This is a genomic window from Gemella sp. GL1 (assembly GCF_013415365.1).
GTDB lineage: Bacteria > Bacillota > Bacilli > Staphylococcales > Gemellaceae > Gemelliphila.
Genome location: NZ_JACBYB010000016.1, coordinates 1 through 25007 on the forward strand (window position 1 = coordinate 1; position 25007 = coordinate 25007).

30 protein-coding genes and 1 pseudogene are annotated in these 25007 nt (G+C 31.7%); 1 reads left to right on the forward strand and 30 read right to left on the reverse strand.

What is annotated here, in order from left to right; translation table 11 throughout:
* Positions 1 to 149: 149 nt before the first annotated feature.
* Positions 150 to 641: pseudogene (locus tag HZY82_RS04435) on the forward strand (Rgg family transcriptional regulator); the annotation flags it as partial.
* A gap of 43 nt (positions 642 to 684) precedes the next feature.
* Here the strand turns inward: HZY82_RS04435 and HZY82_RS04440 are convergent.
* The 30 genes from HZY82_RS04440 to rnmV form a co-directional block, all read right to left on the reverse strand.
* Positions 685 to 1527, reverse strand: coding sequence for an N-acetylmuramoyl-L-alanine amidase (locus tag HZY82_RS04440; RefSeq protein WP_135156249.1), 843 nt, complete (start codon positions 1525 to 1527; stop codon positions 685 to 687).
* 1 nt (position 1528) lies between these two features.
* Positions 1529 to 1936, reverse strand: a complete 408-nt coding sequence (locus tag HZY82_RS04445; protein ID WP_135156248.1) for a phage holin family protein — start codon at positions 1934 to 1936, stop codon at positions 1529 to 1531.
* A complete protein-coding gene (locus HZY82_RS04450; RefSeq protein ID WP_135156247.1) occupies positions 1933 to 3255 on the reverse strand; it encodes a hypothetical protein in 1323 nt (440 codons plus the stop codon). Before HZY82_RS04450 ends, HZY82_RS04445 begins: the two co-directional genes overlap by 4 nt.
* A gap of 13 nt (positions 3256 to 3268) precedes the next feature.
* Complete coding sequence (locus HZY82_RS04455; protein ID WP_179938831.1) at positions 3269 to 5035, reverse strand: hypothetical protein; 1767 nt, start codon at positions 5033 to 5035, stop codon at positions 3269 to 3271.
* Positions 5036 to 5045: 10 nt separating this feature from the next.
* Complete coding sequence (locus tag HZY82_RS04460; protein WP_179938833.1) at positions 5046 to 5396, reverse strand: hypothetical protein; 351 nt, start codon at positions 5394 to 5396, stop codon at positions 5046 to 5048.
* Positions 5396 to 8011: a phage tail tape measure protein gene (locus tag HZY82_RS04465; RefSeq protein ID WP_179938835.1), complete on the reverse strand. Its 2616-nt coding sequence runs from the start codon at positions 8009 to 8011 to the stop codon at positions 5396 to 5398. The genes HZY82_RS04460 and HZY82_RS04465 overlap by 1 nt, the downstream gene beginning before the upstream one ends.
* A 45-nt stretch (positions 8012 to 8056) precedes the next feature.
* A complete protein-coding gene (locus HZY82_RS04470) occupies positions 8057 to 8359 on the reverse strand; it encodes a type II toxin-antitoxin system RelE/ParE family toxin (RefSeq protein WP_135156242.1) in 303 nt (100 codons plus the stop codon).
* Positions 8346 to 8615, reverse strand: a complete 270-nt coding sequence (locus HZY82_RS04475; RefSeq protein WP_135156241.1) for a type II toxin-antitoxin system Phd/YefM family antitoxin — start codon at positions 8613 to 8615, stop codon at positions 8346 to 8348. Before HZY82_RS04475 ends, HZY82_RS04470 begins: the two co-directional genes overlap by 14 nt.
* Before the next feature lie 260 nt (positions 8616 to 8875).
* Entirely contained in the window at positions 8876 to 9232 is a 357-nt protein-coding gene (locus HZY82_RS04480; RefSeq protein WP_135156240.1) for a hypothetical protein, read from the reverse strand.
* Positions 9233 to 9242: 10 nt separating this feature from the next.
* Positions 9243 to 9830 (reverse strand): major tail protein, encoded by a 588-nt coding sequence (locus HZY82_RS04485; protein WP_135156239.1) that lies wholly within the window; start codon positions 9828 to 9830, stop codon positions 9243 to 9245.
* Between the two features lie 9 nt (positions 9831 to 9839).
* The gene (locus HZY82_RS04490; RefSeq protein WP_135156238.1) at positions 9840 to 10151 is read right to left on the reverse strand and encodes a hypothetical protein; all 312 of its coding nucleotides are present in this window, start codon (positions 10149 to 10151) and stop codon (positions 9840 to 9842) included.
* Positions 10144 to 10524: an HK97 gp10 family phage protein gene (locus HZY82_RS04495; protein ID WP_135156237.1), complete on the reverse strand. Its 381-nt coding sequence runs from the start codon at positions 10522 to 10524 to the stop codon at positions 10144 to 10146. Before HZY82_RS04495 ends, HZY82_RS04490 begins: the two co-directional genes overlap by 8 nt.
* A complete protein-coding gene (locus tag HZY82_RS04500) occupies positions 10521 to 10853 on the reverse strand; it encodes a phage head closure protein (protein WP_135156236.1) in 333 nt (110 codons plus the stop codon). The genes HZY82_RS04495 and HZY82_RS04500 overlap by 4 nt, the downstream gene beginning before the upstream one ends.
* Positions 10853 to 11131, reverse strand: coding sequence for a head-tail connector protein (locus tag HZY82_RS04505; protein ID WP_135156235.1), 279 nt, complete (start codon positions 11129 to 11131; stop codon positions 10853 to 10855). Before HZY82_RS04505 ends, HZY82_RS04500 begins: the two co-directional genes overlap by 1 nt.
* Positions 11132 to 11149: 18 nt before the next feature.
* Entirely contained in the window at positions 11150 to 12328 is a 1179-nt protein-coding gene (locus tag HZY82_RS04510) for a phage major capsid protein (protein ID WP_209304969.1), read from the reverse strand.
* 4 nt (positions 12329 to 12332) lie between these two features.
* Positions 12333 to 13052 carry a head maturation protease, ClpP-related gene (locus tag HZY82_RS04515; RefSeq protein WP_483299222.1) on the reverse strand — a complete coding sequence of 240 codons (720 nt, stop codon included), beginning with the start codon at positions 13050 to 13052 and terminating at the stop codon, positions 12333 to 12335.
* Entirely contained in the window at positions 13009 to 13722 is a 714-nt protein-coding gene (locus tag HZY82_RS06725; RefSeq protein ID WP_483299223.1) for a phage portal protein, read from the reverse strand. The genes HZY82_RS04515 and HZY82_RS06725 overlap by 44 nt, the downstream gene beginning before the upstream one ends.
* 35 nt (positions 13723 to 13757) lie before the next feature.
* Entirely contained in the window at positions 13758 to 14294 is a 537-nt protein-coding gene (locus HZY82_RS06730) for a phage portal protein (protein ID WP_305040837.1), read from the reverse strand.
* A gap of 57 nt (positions 14295 to 14351) precedes the next feature.
* On the reverse strand, positions 14352 to 14921 hold the full coding sequence (locus HZY82_RS04525; protein WP_135156234.1) for a type III toxin-antitoxin system ToxN/AbiQ family toxin: 570 nt from the start codon (positions 14919 to 14921) through the stop codon (positions 14352 to 14354).
* A gap of 298 nt (positions 14922 to 15219) precedes the next feature.
* Complete coding sequence (locus HZY82_RS04530; RefSeq protein WP_135156383.1) at positions 15220 to 16785, reverse strand: terminase large subunit; 1566 nt, start codon at positions 16783 to 16785, stop codon at positions 15220 to 15222.
* Positions 16786 to 16858: 73 nt separating this feature from the next.
* Complete coding sequence (locus HZY82_RS04535; protein ID WP_135156233.1) at positions 16859 to 17122, reverse strand: Nmad4 family putative nucleotide modification protein; 264 nt, start codon at positions 17120 to 17122, stop codon at positions 16859 to 16861.
* A 91-nt stretch (positions 17123 to 17213) separates the two neighbouring features.
* Positions 17214 to 18419: a site-specific DNA-methyltransferase gene (locus tag HZY82_RS04540; protein ID WP_209304977.1), complete on the reverse strand. Its 1206-nt coding sequence runs from the start codon at positions 18417 to 18419 to the stop codon at positions 17214 to 17216.
* 17 nt (positions 18420 to 18436) lie between these two features.
* Complete coding sequence (locus tag HZY82_RS04545) at positions 18437 to 19216, reverse strand: S-adenosylmethionine synthetase N-terminal domain-containing protein (protein ID WP_135156232.1); 780 nt, start codon at positions 19214 to 19216, stop codon at positions 18437 to 18439.
* A gap of 1 nt (position 19217) precedes the next feature.
* A complete protein-coding gene (locus HZY82_RS04550; protein WP_228098243.1) occupies positions 19218 to 19712 on the reverse strand; it encodes a P27 family phage terminase small subunit in 495 nt (164 codons plus the stop codon).
* Between the two features lie 127 nt (positions 19713 to 19839).
* Complete coding sequence (locus HZY82_RS04555) at positions 19840 to 20733, reverse strand: DUF1002 domain-containing protein (RefSeq protein WP_135156231.1); 894 nt, start codon at positions 20731 to 20733, stop codon at positions 19840 to 19842.
* 141 nt (positions 20734 to 20874) lie between these two features.
* Positions 20875 to 21720: a DegV family protein gene (locus tag HZY82_RS04560; protein WP_135156230.1), complete on the reverse strand. Its 846-nt coding sequence runs from the start codon at positions 21718 to 21720 to the stop codon at positions 20875 to 20877.
* A 235-nt stretch (positions 21721 to 21955) separates the two neighbouring features.
* Entirely contained in the window at positions 21956 to 22729 is a 774-nt protein-coding gene (gene radC, locus HZY82_RS04565; RefSeq protein ID WP_179938837.1) for a RadC family protein, read from the reverse strand.
* Positions 22723 to 23433 carry a prepilin peptidase gene (locus HZY82_RS04570; protein ID WP_135156228.1) on the reverse strand — a complete coding sequence of 237 codons (711 nt, stop codon included), beginning with the start codon at positions 23431 to 23433 and terminating at the stop codon, positions 22723 to 22725. The genes radC and HZY82_RS04570 overlap by 7 nt, the downstream gene beginning before the upstream one ends.
* Positions 23434 to 23565: 132 nt before the next feature.
* Positions 23566 to 24432 (reverse strand): 16S rRNA (adenine(1518)-N(6)/adenine(1519)-N(6))-dimethyltransferase RsmA, encoded by an 867-nt coding sequence (rsmA, locus tag HZY82_RS04575; RefSeq protein WP_135156227.1) that lies wholly within the window; start codon positions 24430 to 24432, stop codon positions 23566 to 23568.
* Positions 24416 to 24979: a ribonuclease M5 gene (gene rnmV, locus HZY82_RS04580; protein WP_135156226.1), complete on the reverse strand. Its 564-nt coding sequence runs from the start codon at positions 24977 to 24979 to the stop codon at positions 24416 to 24418. Before rnmV ends, rsmA begins: the two co-directional genes overlap by 17 nt.
* Between the last annotated feature and the right edge of the window lie 28 nt (positions 24980 to 25007).

Sequence of the window (25007 nt, forward strand, 5' to 3'; positions counted from 1 at the left end):
AATAAATTACACAACCTTTACACTAATAAAGAAATTAGTTCAATAAAAAGTATTTTAGAAAACAATAAAAATAAATCATATTATAATAATAGAAAAATAGATAAAATTTTATTACAAATTCTTATAAGTAAACTAGAAACTTCAACAGTAAAAAAAAAGATATAAAATACATCCACTCTTATCTTATGACCTTGAATTCTTGGACATATCGTGATTTGTATCTTTATTGTCAATCTCTTCACCTATATGACCATAAAATTATGATTAATTTATCAAATATTGCTTTAAAAACATGTAATAAGTATTATGACAATATTAATTACACTTTTTCTATAATATATATGTTATTGAATAATACTATCCTACAATGTTTAAAATTTAATGATATTGAAAATGCAGAGTACTTTTTGAATTCACTTTTAAATAAAAAAATAAATAATCGCGACTATTATCATAAATTAAAAACTAGAAGTTTAGAAATTCTCGTGAGTTATAAAAAAGGTATGACACCTCTTTCAGAATTAAAAGTTTTACTCGATACTTTAACTTTTATCGATTCATCAGAACATAGCTATAAGCAAACAAAATTGTTATTAAAAGATATACTGCCTGATAACGATTTCACAAAACTTTTCAAATAACAAAACCTACCTTAGAGTTTAATCTCTAAAGTAGGCTTTAATTTTATCCTAATATTTCATTTACTTTTGCTTGGACATCATTATGATTGTATCCTGCTCTGGTTAACCTGTTAATCCTGTCTTGTCCATTCCCCCATTTACCATTTATAACTTCTCTTGCAACTTCATCTAGTGGTTTAAGACTTGGCTTGATTTTCCCTTTCTTCTCATCCACTCTTCTTTGGACATCTACTGGATTATATCCTGCATTACTTAATCTTTGAATTCTTTCTTTCCCATTACCCCATATTCCTCGAATCACTTCATCTGCCAGTTGATCTAATGTTTTATTATTTGATGTTGTTTGAGGTTGTTTTAGTGTCTTTTTATTCCCTAACATCTCATCAACTGTTTTTCCTAGTGTTGCGAAATACTTCATTCTTGAAATAAAATAATTTTTAACACTTTGTGTTGTGTTACCGTGCAGTTCTAATGAACGGTGCGGACAAGACGTTGATACAAATTCATGATGTAATCTTACTGTTTGATGGTTTATAGGCAGACCATAAAATATCAAGTCTTCTGTTGCCTGCATAAGTGTCATATCTTCATTCGCTATAAAGTCTACATCTGATGCTGAACGTGACTGACATACTTCATACCCTATCGATCTACAGTTTGAATTCCATTCTCCTGTATGATATCCAATATTATATGTATCTATTACTCTTGCGATACAGTCTTTTGTGATATAGTAATGGGCTATTCCTAGATTTTTATTTCTCCCTCTTAACCAGTTCACATATTGCTCGGGCGTCATTGATCCATAATCATTGTGAATTACCACAAAATCGATACTTGTTAATTTTCCTACATTCATTAAACTTACGTTTATTTTCTTTACCATATTATTTCTCCTTTTTCTCTGTGTTTAATTGTGCTAAAATTGTTTTTAATTTTCCTGGTATTGGTAGTCCTATTCTTCCTGCGTTTTCTAGAATACTTATTCCTTCATTACTTAAGTAGAAGAATATTACTACTCCCCTAATAAGACCATCTTGTTTTAAGACGTGTGTATCTAATAAGTATCCTACCGCAACTAGTGAAAGTAAGACCACCTTTTTAAATATTCCCTTGAAACCTATGGCTGATGTCATTTTTCTCTCTACTACTGCAGCCATTAGTCCAGTTAGATAATCTATTATTATGAATATAATTAAAGTTTTTAGAAAACCATCATAAGCTCCAATGATATTGGCGGTTAAGGCTCCTAAAAATGAAAAATTTAATTGATGAAATATTACTAGTGATTTCATGTTTCCTCCCTTAGTGTGTATATTATTTTCATTGTTTTGTCTGCTGTTTTTATAATAGGACTAGCTAAATTATTTATTGTTGCCAGATAAGGTGTTAGAACTGCTATTCTTTTATTTATAGATGACCTGTTATCTGCGTAAAAGTAATAAAGATATGGACCGTAAGTAAATATCCTAGAGCGATTTTCTATTGATTGTATTTTTCTTTTTGGTATAACCTCATCTTTGGTATTTAAGATAAAGTTATCTCCTATTATCCAGTCATTTATTGTATGGATATAGTCTGTTTCTATTTGGTATTCTATATATTTTACATCAGCCTTATTATCTAAATTTATTTTATAAAGTCCTTTTTTCTGGGCTTCAAGTAAGTAGATATAATTATCTCTATATGCTGAATACTGATAAGCTACATAACTTCCGCTATTTTCTTTTGATGTTACTCCTGGACCTCTAAATTTTATATCTGTAAAGTCCCATACTTCTTCTTTGAAAGACAGATCATCTTTTTTAATTTTTATTATTGTAATAGATGTGTTAGTATACTCACTTTTTGTCGCAAGTCCTATGTAGTGGGTCTTATTTGAATAGAAGAAATTATTATAGTTATTCTGTTTAAACTTTTCGGGCATTAATGTTTGCTTATCAGTGATTTCTATTTTCTCTAGTAATTCATCAGTAAGCCCTATATTTATAAGGTCTTTTTTGAATTTTCTTATTAATATCTCTCCTGTATCTTTTAGAACTATACTTGTAAATTCTCCCTTCTCAAAGTCTATCTCAACAGTACTTACGGCTAATAATCTCTCTGCCGAAGTTTTAGTATCTTTTACAGGTGTTGATGCTACTAGATAGTAATCATTCTTATATTCATCTCCCATATAAGACTTACCGCCTAAATAATGAGTTAAGGCTAGTGATGATATACTTCCGTTACCTTGAGAACTTGTAAAGTCCCAAACAAATTTATACCCATTATCAATCTTCCCTGATTCCACTTGATTAAAACTTCCTCTTTTTGTACTTACACTGTCACTAGAATCGTTTGAGGCAAAGGCAACTATGTTATTACTAGAAGGTGCATAGTACTTTTCTACGTTTTCTTCTAGTTTATCTTCAAACGCTAAAATCCCTCCAATTGCTTTTGTGGCCAAGGGAAAATTTGAATTAAAGAAATCTACCCTAGCCTTATAAAGCATTCCGCTAATATTTGTTGAGAATAAATCTTCTACTGCTTTTGTAACTAAATTGTCTTCTAGGTATTCTTCCTCTGCTCCTGTCTTTATATTTCTTAGTATTATTCTTGCTTGTCCTTTCACACTTTTCTCCTATCTAATTTTTTAGTTTTATTCCTCCAAGTCTTATTCTTTCCATACTATCTTCATAATGGTTCTCACCGTCTCTTTTTTCTTGAAAACTAATCTCTTCTGTGTAGTTTGATATTATGCCTTTGTGTTTTAGTTTTATTCTTCTAATAGAATCATTTAATTCTATTCTTCCGTCCCATTCATTTGTAGCTGATAGTGACTGACCGCTTATTGTAGATAGTAGCTTTCCCTTCTTTATTTCTACTCTTCCCTTATCAATCTCTATAAATGTTTTAAAGGTATTTAAGCTTTTCTCTTTTATGTTTTGTATTGGATAATATAAGACTAGAGTATGAAATCCAGATGAGTAAGATTCTAAAGGATAGTAGTCTTTTATTTCTATGTCATTAAGAAAATAACTTACCTTAATAGTTGATTTCTCTTCTTCTAAAAAGGTAAGTTCTACCTCTTTGTTTTCTTCTGTTTCTGTTTTTGCCTTTTGTATAAACTTCTTTACTACTTCTTTTTGATTGTTTATTACTTCTAGTATTATCGATGAATTAAAGGCTACATCTGTTTCTTCTTTTGAGGCAAATTCTATACTTGATACTAGTTGTCTTTTTTCTTTTATAATGTAGTCACTTGTGTTTATAAATTTCTTGGTGACTGCTTTTCCTAGTTCTACTTTATTTAGTAACCCTGTGATATTTTTATCGTTCTTGGATTTTGCTTTGTTTAATACTTGGTTAGCACCAGCCCCTGAGATTTCCATATCTCCGTTTATCTTTAGATTAAAACTAGTAATACAGGATAGTTTATTCTCATCTGCGTTTTTCCCGCTAAAGACAATAACATCTCCAAGATCTAAACTTGGGTCTACTGGAACTCTTGCCTCAAATGGAACGTACTTTATTACGGCTATATCATTTAAGATATTTCTTAATAGTCTTTCTCTTGTTTCTTTTAATCCAAATTGTAGGAGTGGATTTACTCCTAGATTCATAGTAAGTCCATCATCTAGTTCTAATGCATAATACTCTGCGATTTGTGTTTTTATGTTACTTGAGTTAACAGCGGTAAATCTTGTCTCAAAATCAGAGAAGGTACTTGTAAATCTATTTTTTATTCCGTAGTTTCTTACTAGCTCCGTGTTATACTTTCTAAATTCTAGTCTTCCGTATCTATCAATTGTCGCAAAGGATCCTAGTATTTGGGCTAAATAGGAAACTATGTCCCTATATGTTTCTATATCATTGTCTGGATAGATTGATATTGTTTCTTTATTGTTTAGACTAAGATCAAACCATTCTTGAGTTTGGGCTAATTCTAGGTCGCACTTTTCCGATATAAACTTTGCCAGATCATAAGGGCTACCTGTTAACTGTAGGTCATTAGATTCCTTTTCTAGTTTTATCATATTATCGTAAGCAGTTATTTCTAGTATTTGTTTACTTCTATTTGCTTCAAATATATTAAATATTCCTAGAGGTATTTCTTCAAATCTACCACTTTTTAGTTTTAAGGATGAGTATAGTTTTACCTGGGCATCTTTTAGGCTATATCTATCTATATTAGTAAGTAGGCTTAGTCCTAATTCTCCTGCATAAACACTAGCTATTTCCAGGGAATTTTTTTCTGATGAATCATTTCTTATATAGCCTGACCCTTTTATAATATCTCTTTCAGTAAAGTCATATCTCTTGCCATCTTTGGTGTAGATTTCTCCCCTATATTTTATAAGCCTTGTATCTTCTAGAATTTGTTTTTTATATTCTGAACTTGTATTAAACATATCTATCTTCCTATATTTCTACTAGTGTGAAGTTTACTTCCCAAAGTGATCCTGAAACCGAGTGTCTAAATAGTTTTATTTTGAATCCATCTATATACATAAAACTTGATGTAAGTTCTAATTCTCTAGGGTCAAAATATTCTACATTTATCTTTTCTTCTCCGTTGTAGTTAGAGAATTTTTTACCCCAGACTTTAGTAGTTAAAAAAGAAACATCAATAAAGATTTTTGACTCTCTAATGATGTCTCTATGTTCTGTACCTGCTTCTGTTTCTTTACTTACTATTATTTTCTCATACTGAATTTCATAAGAAGTAGGCCTAGGCAATTCTTGTGAATTAAATTTTAAATACTTATCCATTACCTACCTCCTCTTCTTAAATTCATTCTTGCATTTGCCTCTACTATCACCTCATCTAACATTTTATTTCCTAGATATACTGGTATTACTATATTTTGATTTGTATTCTTGCTTCCTTCTATCTCGGGTCTTAATCCTATCTTGTTTGTTTTATCAAAATCAAAACTTGCTACTTTATAATCTAGTGTCATACTTGAAGCTAGGTCTCTAATTGAATCTATTACCTTACCTTTGTTTTTATTAATTCCTTTGGCTAGTCCATCCATAAAGTCAGGCATCCATGTTTCATATTCTGTAAGTGGTCCTACTTCTGGAACTGAAAAGTGTAGGTAAGACCATATTGTTTTTGCGACAGATGAAACTGCATCTCTGACTTTTCCTATTGTAGAGTATATTCCATTTACTATTCCTGAAATTAAATCATATCCCCAAGTATAGGCTTGGGAGATTAAGTTTCTGATGTAATTTACCGCTGAATTAAATCCTGATGAGATGACATTTGCGATTGAATTTATTATTGAAGATACTCCATTTCTAAAGTTATTAAAGATATTTATTCCTGAATCTTTAATATTGTTTATTAGATTTACTACCCTATTTTTTATATTTGTCCAGCCTGAAACAATATTATTTAATATCTGACTTGTGATTGAGACTATCATATTTTTAATAAAGTTCCAGACAGTATTAAATACACTTGAGATTAGATTTAATATTGTAGAAATTGTATTCCTTATTTCTTCAAATTTTGTGAAGATGTAAGTACTAATAGCGACAAGTACAAATTCAATTGTAGTTTTTATATTTGTCCATATTGTTTTAAATAATGTGGATATAAAAGTAAATACTATATTAGTTTTCTCTGAGATAAAGTCCCAAGATGTGGTAAGTAGATTCACAATAAAATCTATACTTATTTGGAAGGCTGTTTTTATAGATTCCCATATTCCTATAATCGTAGTCCTAAACCATTCTGATTTATTCCATAGTAAAACAAGTGCGGCTATTACTCCTGCGATAGCTAGTGGTATCCATCCGATTGCGGCGACAAATCCACTTATGGCGGGAACTAATGTTCCTGTAAGAAATGTTGAGACGGCCGTAAATGCGGCAGTGATTTGTGGCCAAGCAGTAATTATGGAGCCTATACCACTTGTTATTCCTCCTATAAAGGAAATTACTGGTCCTAATACTGCGACAAGTAGTGCTATTTGTACAATAAATTCTTGTACCCCTGGACTTAATGATCCAAACCAATCTGCGAATCCTTTTAGGGCTCCTAGTATTACCTGTAAGGTTGGAAGGAGTACAGTTTGAAGTGCAGCCCCTAAATCTGCCCCTGTTAATTTTAGATTATTCATTGCCTGATTAGTTAAATCAATCGAGTCAAGCATTCCTTGCCAAGTATTTTCTAAAGCACCTCCTGCTTCTTCCATTGCGTTTTTAAAACCATCAGCACTTAACGCTCCGCTTTCTAATGCTTTAAGCATAAATGAAGCACCCTTTGTCCCAAATACTTCTGCGGCTATTGTAAGTTTTTCTTCTGATGTAGCTGCCGAATTTATTCTATCTTCTAGATTTTTTAATCCGTCAGTTAGTGACATATTATCTTTTGCCCAGTTTATTTGGGCCTTGGCTAGATATGTTAAGGCCTTACTTCCGTCATATCCTTTTTGTTCAAGGCGTCCTAACAGTTCTGCACCTTGGGCAAAGTTAAGTCCTAGTTCTTTTATCTGAGGACTACCATTTGTGATAAGGGTAAATAATCTATCTGTGGATACTCCTGTGTTTTGGGCTGTTTTTGTTACTGAATCTAAAACCATACCTAAATCATTAACACTAAGATTATATTTCTCTATGGCCTGTTTTGCCATTATTGTAGAGTTTGTCACATCGGTATTATTTATTTGTGAGAACTTGATTATTTTCTCCGTGGCTACTTCTAAGTCTTCTCCCAATACTCCAAACTGGGTATTTACTTCTCCTATAGCCGCCCCGACTTCATCAAAGGTCGCAGGTAAGTTTCCAGCTACTTTTCTAAAGGATTCTTCTAACTTATCTGCAGATTCTCCAGTAGCACCAGTTTTAGAAATCACTGTATCTAATCCCTTGTCTACTTCATTAAAGGCCATTGTAGATGCAGTAGCTACGGCAAGAATTGGAGTCGTGACATTTGTGGTTAGAGTATTTCCGATCCCTGTCATCTTCTCCCCAAGACCTTGTACTTTTTGTCCTGTTTCTTGCCATTTATTATTAGTGTTATTTAATTCTTGTTTTAGATTTTTTAAAGAGTTCTCTGTTTCTACTATCTCTCTTTGAATGGCATCATAATGTTCTTTTGAGAGTGTACCTTTTTCTAATGCACTATTTGCCTCTATACTCGCTTGTTTTAATGAATCTAGTTTTAATTTTGTTTTTTCTACAGCGTCCTTTAAGAGATTTTGTTTTTGTATTACTAGGTCACTATTTACAGGATCTAGTTTTAATAGTTTATTTACATCTCTTAACTGGCTCTGCGTATCTCTTATATCCTTATTTACTTTCTTAAATGATTCAGATAGTTTAGTAGTATCACCGCCGATTTCTATTGTGATTCCTTTAAGCCTATTAGCCATATCCCACCTCCTTTTACCCATAATAAAAGACACCCTTACGGATGTCTAAAATGATTGTCTCATATTCTGAATTGTGATAATCACAACTTGTTTTTTATGTTCTTCTACCCTATATACTATTATGTACGTTCCTACAAAAAGTTGTAAGTAGCCTTTGGATTTATATCTTCCTATCTTTCTTTCAGATCCTCTTTTAGGTAATTTTTCAAGGCTTAAGATTGCAGTTTGAATTTTGTCTACTGTGTTTATTGCGGCATTTACTGCCATTACCTTACTTGCCAGATAGGTATAAATCTTATCTAAATCATTAAAAGCACGTTCTGAAATTACTACATTATAAGTCTCCAAAATGCTTACCTCTTAATTTTTTTAGAGCGTCTTTTGCATCATGAAGTACTCCTCCATTTGAGATTTCTCTCTCTGCTTCTTCAATTGCTGAATCAATTCTTTCTGATACTAACATATTCTCATAAGTTTCCATGCTCATAACTACTAGGTCTCCATAACCATTTTTAGTGACAAATATCGGTTCTCCCGATGCATGGCACATCTCTGAAATTTCGTTTGTATTTCTTAATTCTTTTATAGGTACTATTTGTGGCATAATCTTTACCTCCCTTATTTTTATAAAATTATACCACATTTAATTACATAATTAAAGCATAATAACGTAATATTTTGTGGAGATATTTTAAAATTTATCAAAATCTTCTTGACTAGCTAGTTTGTTGTAGCTGAAGTCATCATTGTTTTTCTCCACAAACATATCATTTATAAGTCCTATTGTGAGTAAATCTAAATCTCTGACATTTACTCCAAGTTCTACTACCCTTAATAAGAATAGAGCTGTTGTGAATTCTCTATCTATGCTTTGAACTTTTTTCTAGGCTTTACCTGTGTTTTTGTATTAATAGCCCAAAGTTCTATTATTTCAGGTAAAATTTTATATATAGAGAATGTGTCAAAGTTATCAAGCCATTCTTCAACCGATTCTTCTATCTTCCTATCTGCATGTTTAGCCATAATATAGGCTATATTCTCAAAGGGTTCTAGTGACATAAAGTCAATACTTGATTCTTTTGAGTTTTTCTTTAGTTCTTTTTCTAAAGAGCTTAAATCTTTAAAGATATCTCTTCCAAATTTTATTCTATAAATTCTTGGTATTGCGGCTGATGCTTTAAATTTTACTTGTTTTCCATCTATATTAATTATTTTTTCCATTATCTACTCCTTATGCTAGTCCTAGTCCTGTGCTTTCACTTTCTTCATATGTAGGCATATAAATTTGTTTGTACCAGTTCTTATATACTTCTGCATCTGTTTGGTCTGATGTTCTTGATTTTACAAATCCATTGGCAAGTGGTCTTGAATGTATTGAGATAGTTTCTGGTTGCACTTCTCTTTTTTCTTCGTTTGTCTTACCTTCCATTTTTGCCCTTGCTGCTGAACAATTATATAGTACATGTCTTATCTTGTTTACATCTCCATCAAACTCAAAAATAAGAGCGAAGTTTGCGGTTTCTGAATTTGAATTCTCAACTAATACTTTATTTTTATCTGCACTTTCCATCAAGACGTCTATCCTAAATGATTCAGGGATAAGGGCTAATTCCAAGTCACCGTCATATCCCATATTGTTTGATATTGTGTAATACTCTATTCCATCTGCGTAGAAACTTTCAGGCTCTCCGTTTGGTTCTAGTGATATAGATACCGCCCCAGGCATTGGAACTGGCTTTTTATAAGAAATTGTTTCTTTACTTTTGTCAAATAAGGCATAGTGTACATTACATATATTGAATTTTACTTTATTTCCCATTTCTACCTCCTATAATGTAAATTCATATATTATTTCATAGAGTTTTTCTGACTCAATCCAAAGTTCTGTCTTTCTATAAAATATTCTTTCTTTGTCTAGTATTTCTTCTATTTGTTTTTCTAATTTTATGTCCTTACATTCTGTATATACCTCTAGATGTATATAGAGTCCCTTATGATATGCATATCCATCTGCCGAGAAGTTCCTATCTTCTGGCAAGTTATATACCATAAAGGGCGGTGGTATATTTGATCCTTCTGGGAAATGATGATAAGCATAGTCAATATTTATTTTTTTTAATATCTTAATTAGTCTATCCATTTTCTATTCTCGCTTTTAACTTTTTCTCAAAACTTTCTATCCCTTTCTGTTCTGCAGGTGCAATATGAGGAATAGCTCTTGTCCTACCTCCATTTCTTTTGGCGTGACCGAATTCTAAAAGGCGGGTTAATTGATATCTTATTGAATGAACTACAAAAAGAATTGAGTTGGCATTTTCTCTTAACTTTTTTATTCTCCAGCTTCTTGAATATTTTTTGGTTGCCCCTACTGGAGATGTATTAGAAATTTCATTTTTTACTTCTTCACTTGTTTCTTCTGCGATACTTTTTAATTCTTTATTTGTCATATCATGGAAGTCTGTGAGTGTTTTTAGTATTTCATTTGCGAGCTGGTCTACCTGCACTTTATTCATCTTTTTACTTTCCTAGCTCTTAATTTTATATATTTATTTTTGTAGTTCATTCTGTCTATTGATAAGATGTTATAAATTTCTCTATTAAATAGGACTCTAAAGTCTGATGTATTTAGTTCTTTTGTTTTTCTTTGATATCTAATCGTAAATGATACTGATGAATGGTCTACTTCTCCGCTTTTAAAGTTTATCTCTCCAATTCCTTCAAAAGTGATATAAGCATGGGTAATAAAGTAAGGCTCCCAAGACGCTTTAAATATTCCTAGTTCATCCTTACTTTCTTCTTGTTTTTCTATTTTGATTTTTTGATTTAGTTTATTTATTTCCATTAGAATTTACTCTCCCTTACTGCGTAGAGTAGATTTCTTAGGTTAAGATTTAATTCTTTATAGTCTGCAGATTCTCTATTTTCATATAGATAGGCAGTTGTAAAAAGAATAGGAACTTTTAGTTTTTCCTCATAGTCATGTAAGGCTTCTTTTGTTTCTAATCTTAAGATATCTTGACATAGGATTTCTGCTTGTTTTATTAAGGAAAGAATTAGATTGTCATCATCTTCAAAATCTACTCTTAGGTATTCTTTTGTTTCTTCTAAATTAACTATCATCACCCTCTCCTACGTTTTCTACACTAGCTTTTTTACTGGTAGTACCTGAACTGCTTCTTGTAAGATTAACTTACCATCTACCCTTTCTTTTGCGACATATGCAATCATTCCATTTCCTGCGAATAGTTCTCGTAGTTCTTGGAAGGATCTAGTTCCTCTATCTCCAATGTTGTAGTAAGAAATATCTCCGAAGGCTATTTTATTTTCTGGTACAAAGGCTGATGTATGTACTGGATAACCTAAAAGTCTATCTGGCTCTCCTTGTTGATATGATGGTTGCCATAGGTAGGCTCCGTTATTATCTTTTAATTTTCTAACTGCGGCGATAGTTTTGTCGTTCATAATGAATACTGCATTTTTTCTGTATGGTCTTTTTAATTCATGTATCAGTGTTATGATGTCATCTGATTTTAGTGTAGCTACTTCAGTCAGATGTTTTCCTCCGCCTGTTTCATTAAAAATACCAACTGGTTTATTTGTACCATCTCCATTTAAGAAGGCATCTTCTTCTGCATTTGCAAGAGCTTTACCGAACTGAATAGTTATAAATTCTTCTAGGTCAAAAGCTGAATCAAATAGTAATTCTTCTGTTATTTTAATTGCCACATGCAGTTTATGGGCATCTAATAGTACTTGTTTAAATGTTGCATCTCCAAATGATAATGCCCCACCTTCTTCTATCCAAGATGCTGCTGGATTTGTTGCGGCTATATTTATTTTATGACTTCCACTTGTAGTGACTTTATGTGCCAAGGCTCGCACTATATTTTCTTCTTGTAGAATTTCTATTAATCTTGAATCAACTTCTTCAGGAACTAAATATCCACCATCCGTATCCACTCCTTCTTGAAGGATATTATCAACTCGTTTAAAGTTTGTACGCATTGCCCTAAACATTGCATTTTTATATTCTTTACTTGCCCTAAATGATTTCTTCTCTACTTCTTCTTTTGTTTCATTTGGTTTGTTTGTAATCGCCTTATTTACGGGCTGTTTTAATTCATTCTCTATTGCTTCTTCTTTTTGTAGTCTTTCTATTTCTCTTGTATAGTTATGTACTTTAGCCTCCATTAAGTCATAAGTTTTGCGATCTTCTTCGCTTAGTAGTCCATCTTTGTCTTGTCTCGCTTCTACAAAACCTTTAGCTCCTTCCCATGCTTGATTTCTTTTATCTATCATTTCTAAAATTTTACTCACTTTATTACCTCCAAGTATTTAATAAAGACAGACGCTCTAGTAAGTCGCCTGCCTTTGTTTTCTTTTCTTCTTTCTCTATATTTTTTGTTTTGTTTTGTATTTTTCTTATTAGTGAATTTATGGCTATGGCCTTATCATAATGCATTGATACCATAGCTTCGTTTGGGATTATGCTTTGCCTTTCTTCTGTAATTCCATCAATAAACCCTAGTTCTAAAGCATAGTTTGAATTCATCCATGTCTCTTTATCCATAAGATTTGATAATTTATCTCGTGGTAGTTTTGTTTTTCTAACATAGGCATTGATTATTGATTCTTTTACTTCATCAAGCATTTTTATGGCTTTACCCATTTCATGTTTATCTCCAAATACTGCGGTCATTGGGTTATGTATCATAAGCATAGAAACTGGAGACATTACTACTTCATCTCCTGCCATGGCTATTACACTTGCAGCACTCGCTGCAATTCCATCTATTTTTATGGTTACTTTACCTTTATAGTTTTTAAGCATGTTATATATTTGTGCTGCAGCTATACAATCTCCTCCTGGAGAATTTATCCACACAACTATATCTTGCTCATCTACTTCTAATTCTGACCTAAACAAAGCAGGTGTTACATCATCGTCATACCATGATTCTTCTGCGATTGTTCCGTTTAGAAATAGTGTTCTTTCTTTATCTTGTCCTGTTTGCCAGTTCCAAAATTTCTTTATTTTCACTCTCTACATTCTCCTCTCTATTAAAATATCCAGCTTTTTTAAGTGGTAACATGTTCCCGTTAACTAGGTATAAATCTCCTCCCTCTTCTTCAGATATTAAATCTAGATTTTCTAGTTTCCTTATGTCATTAGCACTCATCCAACCGTTCTGTCTTGCGGTTGCATATCCATTCATTCTTGATTGATAATCTCCTCTAAGTAGCCCATCAAGATTGAATTTTATAAAGTACTTGTCTTTTTCTTTCTCACTTAGTAGTTTTCTTACAAGGGCTTGTTCAAATCTAACTACCCATGGATCTAGTGTGTATTTCACAAATTCTAATGATTGTTGTTCAATATTAGAAAAGCTCGATTTTTCAAGCTCTCCTACCATATGTGGTGGTACTCTGAAAATTCGAGCTATCTCATTAATTTGAAATTTTCTTGTTTCTAAAAATTGAGCTTCATTAGGTGCGATTGATATTGGTGTATATTTCATTCCTTCTTCTAGTATTGCCACCTTGTGTGAGTTATTTCCTGAAAATCCTCTTGTCCAGGATTCTCTCATCTTGTCTGGGTCTTTTACTACTCCAGGGTGTTCTAAAATACCGCTAGGAGTTGCCCCGTTAGCGAAGAACTTTGCCCCGTATTCTTCTGTAGCTATCGCCATACCTATTGCGTTTTTAGCCATTGCGATTGGAGAATAACCAACTAATCCATCAAATCCTAACCCTGGTGTATATGAAGTACATCACTTGAATTTAATATTACTTTTCCTGATTTATTTCCATTCATATCTCCATCTGAAACTAGATATTCATAGTACAGATTTCCTGTTTTATCCCTATCTACCTTCATCCTATCTGGCATAAGTGGATAAAGTGCCATTATTTCCCCTTTTCCGTTTCTTATTATTTGTGCATATGCATTACCCCAAAGTAGTAAATGAGTCATTAGGGTCTCTCTAAATATGAAAGATGTCATCTCTACATTTGGCTCATCATGAAGTAATTTATAAAGTGGATGTTTTATAGATTTTTTTGAACCCGATTCTGTATATTCATATACATGCAGAGGTAAACTAGCAATTGCTTCTGACAGAATTCTTACACAAGAATAAACTGCGGTCATCTGCATAGCAGTTCTTTCAGTTACCCTTTTATTTGAGCTTGAATTTCCCATAAAGAAACTATACTGAGAACCATTAGTTCTATTTGTCACTTTAGATTTCTCTTTTTTAAATATTCTATCTAGTATATTCATTCTTCTCCTTTCTGTTTTTAGGCAAAATAAAAACACCTACTTATGTAGATATTCTTATTAAAGATTATATTGTAACATTGCTTTTTCTAATTTAATATAATCACAATGAAATTTACTCAATGCTTTTCCTTTTTCTTTTGTTTTATTATATAAATTTGTAGAATTCTCTATTATTTTATCTTGTTTAGATTTACAGAATTCGTGTTCTTTATAAAATAAAAACTGATAATTCAATGGAAGTGAGTTAAAATCTATTTTCTTAAAGAGACCATTGGGCACAGGCACCATTTTTCTCATATCTAAAATGCTTAAAATATGATATTTCTCTTCCTCATCATCTTTTTTCTCTTTATATATAGCTTTAGATTTTGTAATATTTTTATTTACTATATCATAGATTAAAATGTAGTCTTTAGTAGTCAATCTATGTTTTCTGTGCTTTGGTTTCGCTGAAGTAAGGGGGATAAAATATTTAACATTATCTATAGTGGCAATGATACCTACGTATGGTTTAACATGTTTTTTATATGTTTCGTGAAAATATACTTTAGAATCTACACCATATAAATATCTCATATAATCATGATCTATTTCATAAAATCTAATTTCATTATTTAAAAATTCCATACTTCTCCTACTTATTAGAAAAAACCAGGCGTAACCTGGTTTTCATTTAACACTCACATTTGGGATATAGGTAGTGAATCACCTAATTTAACGCTCACATTCGGGACATAGGTAGTGAATCACCTAATTTAACGCTCACATTCGGGATATAGGTAGTGAATCACCTAATTTATTAACTATATTTTATCAAACATTACACTTAAAGTCAATTATCTCATCGTTAATTACTATATTTTCATTTTTTGACTTTTATGCTTCCTATCCTACAAAAAGGTAACATAAAAGTCAAATACCCATCTTATAGGAACATTACCCCTCGATTATCATATACACTTTCCGTATTTTGCTTACCGCATCTTATTGCCCTATCTAGTGCCATAATTGTCGCAATAGCTCCGTCTATTTTCTCCGTTGATTTCTCTTTATCTGCCTTAATATTTCCTGCAGGATCTCGTCTTATAAATATGTTATCCATATTCCATCTAAGTACAGGATGTCCTCCGTGAGCTATCTTTTCTTCAAGAGTAAGTTTCATAAGTTCTTTTGTTGCTGGCGACATATCTTTAAATCCTTGTCCGAATGGCACTACCGTAAATCCCATTCCTTCTAAATTTTGTACCATTTGTACTGCACCCCATCTATCGAAAGCTATCTCTCTTATATTAAATGTTTCTCCTAGCTTTTCTATAAATTTTTCTATATGTGCATAGTGAACAACATTCCCTTCAGTAGTTTCTAGATATTCTTGTCTTTCCCATAAATCATATGGAACGTGGTCTCTTCTTACCCTTAGTTCTAAAGTATCTTCTGGTAACCAAAAGTATGGAAGGACTACATATTTATCTTCTTCATCTTGTGGCGGGAATACTAAAACAAAGGATGTCAGGTCGGTTGTTGATGATAAGTCTAGTCCGCCATAACATACTCTTCCTTTGAGTTCTTCAATATCTGTTTTGAATGAACACTTATCCCATTTCTCCATTGGCATCCATCTTACTGCTTGTTTTACCCATTGATTAAGCCTTAATTGTCTGAAGGCATTTTCTTCTGCTGGATTTTGTTTTGCAGATTCACATGCAGCATGTACCTTGTCTATTCCAACAGTTACTCCTAGTGATGGATTTGCCTTATACCAGACTTTAGGATCTGTCCAGTCCTCATCTTCTCCTACTCCATATATTACTGGATAAAAAGTAGGATCTACTTTTCTACCTTCTAATATATCTTTTGCCTTTTGATGGGTTTCATAACAAATTGAATTGGTGTCACTTCCTGCAGTTGTAATTAAGAAATATAAAGGCTGTGCTCTAGCATCTCCTGATCCTTTTGTCATTACATCAAATAGTTTTCTATTGGGCTGTGTGTGAAGTTCATCAAATACTACTCCATGAATATTAAATCCGTGTTTAGAATATGCTTCTGCAGATAGTACTTGATAGAATGAATTTGTAGGCGTATAAACTATCCGTTTTTGTGAAGCTAATATTTTAACTCTCTTATTTAAGGCTGGACACATTCTAACCATGTCTGCGGCTACGTCAAATACAATAGTTGCTTGCCTTCTATCTGCGGCACATCCATATACTTCTGCCCTTTCTTCATTATCTCCGCAACATAGTAGAAGTGCTACTGCGGCGGCTAGTTCACTTTTCCCCATCTTTTTAGGAATTTCTATATAAGCTGTATTAAATTGTCTATACCCGTCTGGTTTTACAGTCCCAAATAGATCTCTAATTATTTGTTCTTGCCACTCTAATAATTTGAACTGTTTTCCAGCCCATGTCCCTTTTGTATGTGATAAACATTCTATAAAACTTACTGCATAATCTGCCAAACTTTCATTGTATCTTGAATTTTTATCCATAAATTTTGTAGGTGTATAATTATTAGTCAATTTATTCTCCTTTCTAAAGTAATAAAAAAAAGAGTATAAGCTCTTAAATTTTTGTAAAGGCCCAAGCTACCGCTGACCCTGAATCTTCAAATAATTCTTCATTTTCTTCAACTAAAACTAAATCTTTTTCTAGTATGTTTGTACTCTTTCTTATATCTTGGAATTCGTAAATTGCGACAAAACATCCTCTTTCTTTCCAGTATTCTTTTGTGACAATTACGTAGTTTTTAAAAACTATACTTGAATCTAGTGGATTGTATCTGTCTTGTAAATTTTCTAGCGTTGTTGTGATTTGAAAGTTTTTCATTTTATTTATCTCCCTTGTTTTTTTGTTATACTATATATCACTCTAAACGCCATAAATAGCAAGTCTTTTCTCGCATATTTTTCATATTTTTTTAAAGAGATTTATATTCTATTTCTTTTCCTTCTCTAATTAACTGTACATCTTTATCACTTCCTACTTGTTCTATATATCTTTTCACAATTACATCACAAAACTTCTCATCTAGTTCTACCGTATAACAAATTCTATCTAGTTGCTCACAAGCGATTAATGTTGAGCCACTTCCTCCAAACATGTCTAATACTACTGAATTTACCATACTTGAATTTTTTATTGGATAAGCTATTAAAGGTATTGGTTTCATTGTTGGATGGTCTCCATTTTTCTTTGGTTTATCAAATTCCCAAATAGTAGATTCTTTTCTTCCTGTATACCATTGGTGCCTTCCTTTTTTCTTCCAACCAAATAGTACTGGTTCATGTTGCCACTGATATGGACTTCTTCCTAATACTAAGGACTGTTTCTTCCAAATACAGGTACCTGATAGATAAAATCCTGCTTCATTAAATGCTCGTCTGAAATTATATCCTTCTGTATCTGCGTGAAATACATAGATACTTGCATCGTCTGCCATTACTTTTTCTGCATTTAAAAAAGCACTTAGTAAGAATTCATAGAATTTACTGTGCTCCATATTATCGTTTTTAATTTTTCCTGCAGATCCTTCATAGTTTACGTTGTATGGCGGATCTGTTACTACTAGATTTACTTTAGTATCTCCTAGTAATTTTGTATATGTTTCTTCTTGGGTAGAATCACCGCATATTAGTCTGTGCTTTCCTAGTTTCCATATATCTCCTTGTTTTGTAATATTTGGTTTTTCTAGTTCTTCTTCAACATCAAAGTCATCATCTTTTGTATCATTTCCTTCATCAAATATCTTTGATAAATCTACCGCATCAAATCCTGTTAATTCTAAATCAAAATCTTCTGCGGTCAAGGCTTCAATCTCTACCCTTAGTAGATCTTCATCCCAACCTGCATCTAGTGCCATTCTGTTATCTGCGAGAATATAGGCTTTCTTCTGGGCATCGGTTAAGTGGTCTACTAATACGCAGGGTACTTCTTTAATATTTTCTTCTTTGGCTGCTTCAACACGGCCATGTCCAGCGATGATATTATACTGGCTATCAATTATTACTGGATTTATAAAACCAAATTCTCTAAGTGATGACCTTAACTTTTTTATCTGCTGACCCGAATGTGTTCTTGCATTGTTTACATAGGGTATTAGTTTATCTATGGAGATTAACTGCATATCTTTTGTAGTTTTGATTATACTAGCCCCCACTCTGCAAATTTTTCAAATCCGCCAACTGACTTTATATACTCTCTCGCAAGTCTCACTATTTTCTCATACGGCATTCCGTCAATATATTCATCTCCTATAGCACAGCTTATTTCTACATTTTCTTTTTCTTGTTGGGCTTTTAGAAAGGCATATATGTTTACTGATACATCTGCCTTTGATAAATCTTTACCATGCAGCCCTCCTCCAGTAACTGAGTCAGCCATATCACTTCCTAATTTTCTATTAGTTGCTCCACTATCCACGTTTATACCACCTTCCCATTCTCCTAGTGGGTTAATTGTTGCATTAGGGAATAAGTTATATAATTCTTTATCTGCCTTACTCTGACAAATTATTATTTTATCTTTATCTAGTATATACTTCCCATCACTTGGGTATAATTCATAGATTGTTCTTGCGATTTCTGACATCTGTTTTTGTTCTTTAGTTAATGGTACTCCTTTAAATATTCCATTGTCTCCGCATCTAATTTTTCCTTGTTGATTATTTTCTAGATGTTTATCTTGAGCAACTACTATTATTTCACTTTCTACCTGTCCTACTAGTCTTTGTATTATTGGATTTATTTCTGTTTCTTTTAAATCAGTTGTTGTTTCAATAATCGCATAGCACTTACCATGTCCTAATAATACCTCTACTGCTATTTTAGCATTTTCTTCTTTTTTATAAGCTAGGTCTACTATTGCACCTGCGACTCTATCCGCCAATTTATCTGGGTGACTTGGGTTTACTTTTTCTATCATCTTATAATTCCTTTCTTAATCTTAATAAATTCTCCATCATATCATTTGAGCTTTCTTCAAATGGAGTTGTGCAGTTTTGTTTTACTATGTTGTATATTTCATACCATAATAGATTTGCTTGTTTTTGAAATTGCATAGACATTTGTACAAATGGTGATGCGATTACTCCTCCTGTTGTTGGATGCTTTCCTAGTAGTCCATAACTACTCATCGCTTCTTCGCACTGAATATATCTTGCGAATGCTTGGGCATATGATTCTATTAATCTAGGATTTACCAGTTGTTCACAGTTTCTTTGTTTTAGCCATTTCCAAGTTTCTTTATAAATATCACTTGCCCCTAATGGCTCTCCATTTTTCTGTTTGGCATATAGATATTCACTTGGCTTTGGCATATCTAGTCCATTCATATGTGCTCCTTCTGGAAGGTCTACTGCTTCTAATTCATCTACTTCTAAAATGGGTACATCATTTGAGATGATATTTACTGCTTTCAATATGATACTTTAGGTCATTCTTCTTGCACTAGTATGACTACAATAACATAGACATTAAAAATCATTTTTAAGGATACTACTTTTGAAAATAAATTAAGCCATATCTAATCGATATGGCTCTTTCTTTCTAAGAAAATATGTTACTTATGGCCTTCCAGATTGATTCGAAAAAATCACCTACAGCTGTCTTTGTTTTCTCCCAAAGTCCACCATAGTTTTCTGAAATATATTTCTTAGTTTCATCTTTAAATGTATTCAATTGTTTTGCTACTTCTTCAGAAGAAATTGCATCCGTTTCTTGATAAGATTTAGCAAAAGTTACTAATTTATCTATTTGTTCTTGAGTTACTACATCAGATATACCGTTGCTTTTTAATGAAGTATTGACTATATTTCTTACCGTTTCTTCTGTTGCCTTACCTTTATGTTTAGCTAGTTCTTCCTTAACTTCAGTAACTGCAAGGTCTAAGGATTCATTATTAAAAGTCCCCTTTCCTTGATTAGCTACTGCTATTTCATTAACTGTCTCTAATTCTTGTTGAGCAACAAGAGTACGTTTCTTATCTAACTTCTCACCATTTGATTCTAAAGCAATGTAAACTCCTGTTAAGGCTGATTCTCCTGTTACCTTTATAGGTGATGCTACATCAATTGTTACATTCTTGGCTCCTGCAGTAATTGCAGCATTGGCATATTGTTTTTCTGTTATTTTGGTAATGTTATTTGGTGTTTTTATATTTACATCTACACCCGTCTTGTTAGTCTTTGTTACTAATGTTGAAGAATATAGATTAGAATTACTAGTACCACTAACATTCAAATAAGTTTCTACATCTTTTGATGTTGTAACTTTTTGATTAACTTTACTTTCACTTGTGCCAAGTAAGTCAGTTACCTCTTCTTTTTGACTCGCTGATAGTCCACTTCCATAGACTAGAGTTGGTTTCTCCCAGTTTGCATTGGCAACATTTGTATTCAATGTTAATAAGGCGATTGCGCTCAGTGTTAATATTTTTTTCATATTTTATAATCCTTTCTCTTAAATAATCTTCGTGATTATTCTTGAAATAGTTATTAATTCTTCACTTTCGCTTTATTCTATTATATACTAGGCTAAAATAAATTCAAAAAAAAGGCCTCATCTTACAATGAGACATTTCTTTTACATGTTATCGTAACCTACCATTATTCCCTTATCTTCGGCATAGAAACTACATAGTCCTGATAAGGCTCCTACATAAATTTGGGCATCTGTAAATTTTTCTTGAATACCTTCTTTAATTTTGTGAGCAAGTTCTAAGTTATTTCTGTGGGCAATTCTCATAATCCCCCCTTTATATCCAGCTTTAATTATTTCATCGATACAAGAAGTGACTGCTTTTTTATCCCCACGAGATTTTTGTAGTAATTTAAATTCTCCTTCTGGACTAGCAGCACCAACTAAGCGAATATTTAATAAACCTACAATTGTTCCCATAACTTTACTTACACGTCCATTTTTTATTAAATTATCTACTTTAGATAAGATAAATGTAAGTTTTGCGTTCTTTTGATATTCTGTAATTTCTTTAACTATTTCTTCAAATTCTAAGCCTTGCTTAATTAATTCATTTAATTTAAGGGCTATTACATCTAATCCTCCACCGGCTAATAATGAATCAATCACATATACCTTAGCAGTAGGGTTTTCTTCAAGATACATTTCTTTGGCTACTTTAGCAGCATTGTGTGAACCAGATAAGGCAGCTGATATTGTGATAACAAATATATTTTCTGATCCTGCATATGCTTTAGCATAAGCATCTGGACTTGGACATGCAGATCTAGAAGTTCCCGAGTATTCATACATTTTTTTCATCATGCCGTTAATATCTAAATTTGCATTATCAACAAAGACTTCATCCCCTACTTGAAGACTTAGAGGTATCCTTTCAAAGTTAGTGTTTTCTGCCAAATTAGATATGTCCATAAGATTCGAACTAGAATCTACAATAATTTTCCAAGACATTGTTGTTCCTCCAAATAATATTCATACTTTAATTATATACTTTTTTTGAAATTTGTAAACAGTTAATGTTTTTATATGCTAATAAGTAGTTATTTGATTAAACAGGCTTATTTTTCTATAATTTATTTAAGCTGACTAGGCTATAGATATTCTTTTTATATATTTTCTATTTTTTACGATTAGAGTCTATCATGACTTACTTTTGGGTTCAGAGTAATTTTTTATAGAAAAATTATTAATATCTAGAAACTATATCTTTATCTTTAATTATATAGTCTAACTCTCTCTTTTTTAAACTAGCTATTTCTATATCTGCTTTTTCTAGAATCCTAATTAGTTTACCTATACTAACATAACCTTCTTTAGCTATTATTATATGATCTAATAATGGAATCCCTAGCAAATCTCCCACTTCCTGAAGTTTCTTAGTTGTAAATATATCTTCTAATGATGGACTAGGATCACCAGATGGATGATTATGTAAACATACTATAGTAGCTGCTGAATTTCTAAGAGAATCTTTAAAGATTTCTCTAGGATGTATTAATGATGATGATAAACCACCTTTAAAAACTTCTCTTTCAGCAACTATTTTCCCCTTGGTATCCAAATCTATTACCATTAGAATTTCCTGTTTTAAATTTTCTAATTTATACCTATAGTATTGGGCTATAGTCTTTGGATTATCACATTTAATAACTTCTGTTATTTCATCACTATATATTCTTGCCGAAAATTCAATAGCTGCTATAATATCTAAAGCCTTAACTTGCCCTACCCCTTTGAATTTTTTCAATTCATTATAGGTGGCATAGCGAAGATTTTTTACTCCCCCTAGCTCTTTCAAAATAGAGCTAGCTAGTTCTAAAACATTTAGAGATTTACTTCCTGTTCTGAGTAAAATAGCTAATAATTCCTTATCTGATAACACATTGGGACCATACTTCAATAGTTTTTCTCTAGGTCTATCCTCCAAATCTAAATCTTTAATTTTTATATTCCCTACCATAAAAATTCTCCTCTTAATAAGATAAAAATATATGCTAATGTAATATATAAAGCTAAGGCAATCTTTGTATTTTTCTTATAACCTTTAATTAATAAGTAAATGGCATAAAATCCTGCCAGAATAAATGTGTATAGAAATAAATAAATTGAATCTATAAAACTTAGACTAAAGGACAAAATAGAAAATAGCTTTATATCTCCATAACCTATGGCTTCTCTACTCAGGTAATAAATCAAATTAAATATAAGTATCATAGAAAAACTTGAAATAAGTGAAATAAACTCCCATTCTAGTATTAAATTAATCAAAACTAGAGCCAGCAAAATTAGCTGTAGTCTAGGGTTAATTTCATAAGTATAATGATCTTCTATAGATATAAATAAGAGCAGTAAAATAATCCAATAATCTAAATAGTTTATAAACTCAAAGCTATTGTGTAATAATAAGTAAGCTATAGCTACAAATAATCCTACCGCTTCATATAAAAACACTGATATATGGATTTTCTTTTTACAAAATTTACATCTTGCTTTTTGTTTTATATATGAATAAATGGGTATCAGTTCAAAAAATCCTAATTCCTTTTGGCAAGAATCACATCTAGATCTCCTTGTGAAAAATTCTATATTTATTTGAGAATCCACTAAACATTTTATAAATGATGCTGCCAGTAAGAATAATACAGCCAAAAAATAGATTTCCATAGTCTTCACATCCTTCTTAATACAATTATAACAACGCTTTCTTAAAATAAATAAAAAAATAGAAATTAACTTAAAAAATTTAAATCAATTTCTATTTTTATTATTTTTCTAGATAAATTTTTAATTCTTCAGTTATTTAACTAAATTTCCTTCTTGCATAGACTTGTGCAGTCTATTAAATTCCACAATAGTTAAGGTTTCACTACGCCTAGCGCTGTCTATACCTGCCTTTTCACAAGCCACTATAATTTCTTCTTTCTTATCCTTACCACATGTAGCTACAAGATTATTTAATAAAGTTTTTCTTCTTTGAGCAAAACATTGCCTTACAAATGTAAAGAAATTTTCTGCATCTATATCCACTTCATGTTCATTTTTAGTCATAATTTTAACAACCGCTGATTCTACATTAGGGGTTGGTACAAATACTTTTTTAGGTACGGTAAATAGATATTCTACATCTGTATAATAAGAAAGTAATATTGTTAATGAGTTATAATCCTTAGTCCCGACCTTAGCACTCAATCTATTGGCCACTTCTTTTTGCATCATTACTACATATCCATCAATTTTACTAGTATTTTCTAAAAGATGGGTTAGGATTGGTGTTGTAATATAGTAAGGTAAATTAGCTACCACCATAACTTTTTCACAATCAGCAAATTTCTCTTCAATTACCTTATCAACATCAGCCTTTAAAATATCTTGATTTATTACTTCTACATTCTTATAGGCAGATAAGGTATCAGCAAGAATTGGTAATAACCTATCATCAATTTCAAAAGCCACTACTTTTTTAGCAGATTTTGCCAATGCCTCTGTTAAGGAACCTATACCTGGACCAATCTCAATTACTCCCGTATTTCCAGCAACATCTGCACCAGTAACTATTCTGTTTAGAATATTTCCATCAATTAAAAAATTTTGACCTAGTGATTTTTTAAAGTGAAAACCGTATTTTTTTAAAATTTGAAATGTTTTTTTAGGACTCCCTATCATTATTTTCTCCTCTTATCTTATCCATTGTTTCAATTAATCTTTCTTTGGAAATTCCGTACATATTTAGCTTATTAAGCAGTTGCTTAGCATTCGAATATTCTATATTAAGCTCTTCACAGAGTTTTTCCCTAAGTAGTCTTGCCTGACCTCCTGCGATAAGTTCTAGTTCTATTAATAATTCATTATTAATATCATAGACTTCTCTCTTCATTGGTGTATAATGCTTTTTTAAAGCCAAGATAATATCTTCTTTACTGGCAGCTTCAATACCTATCTTTCCTTTGGAATCAACAGCTTTTTTGCTAGAAATATAGGCATGCTTAGCCTCAGGAATTGCTTTTTCAATTATGGACCTAATTCTCTTACCTGCAAAATCAGGGTCAGTAAAAACTATTATTCCACGGCTCTCATTAAGTTTTTTTAATCTCTCTAATTTTTCCTTATTAATGGCTGAACCTTGCGTTTCAAATGTATCACAGTCTAAGACTTCTTTTACCCTATTAGTGTCATCTCGACCTTCTACTACAATTATTTCTTTAATTTTCATTCTTTTCTCCAAAAATTTTCTACTATCA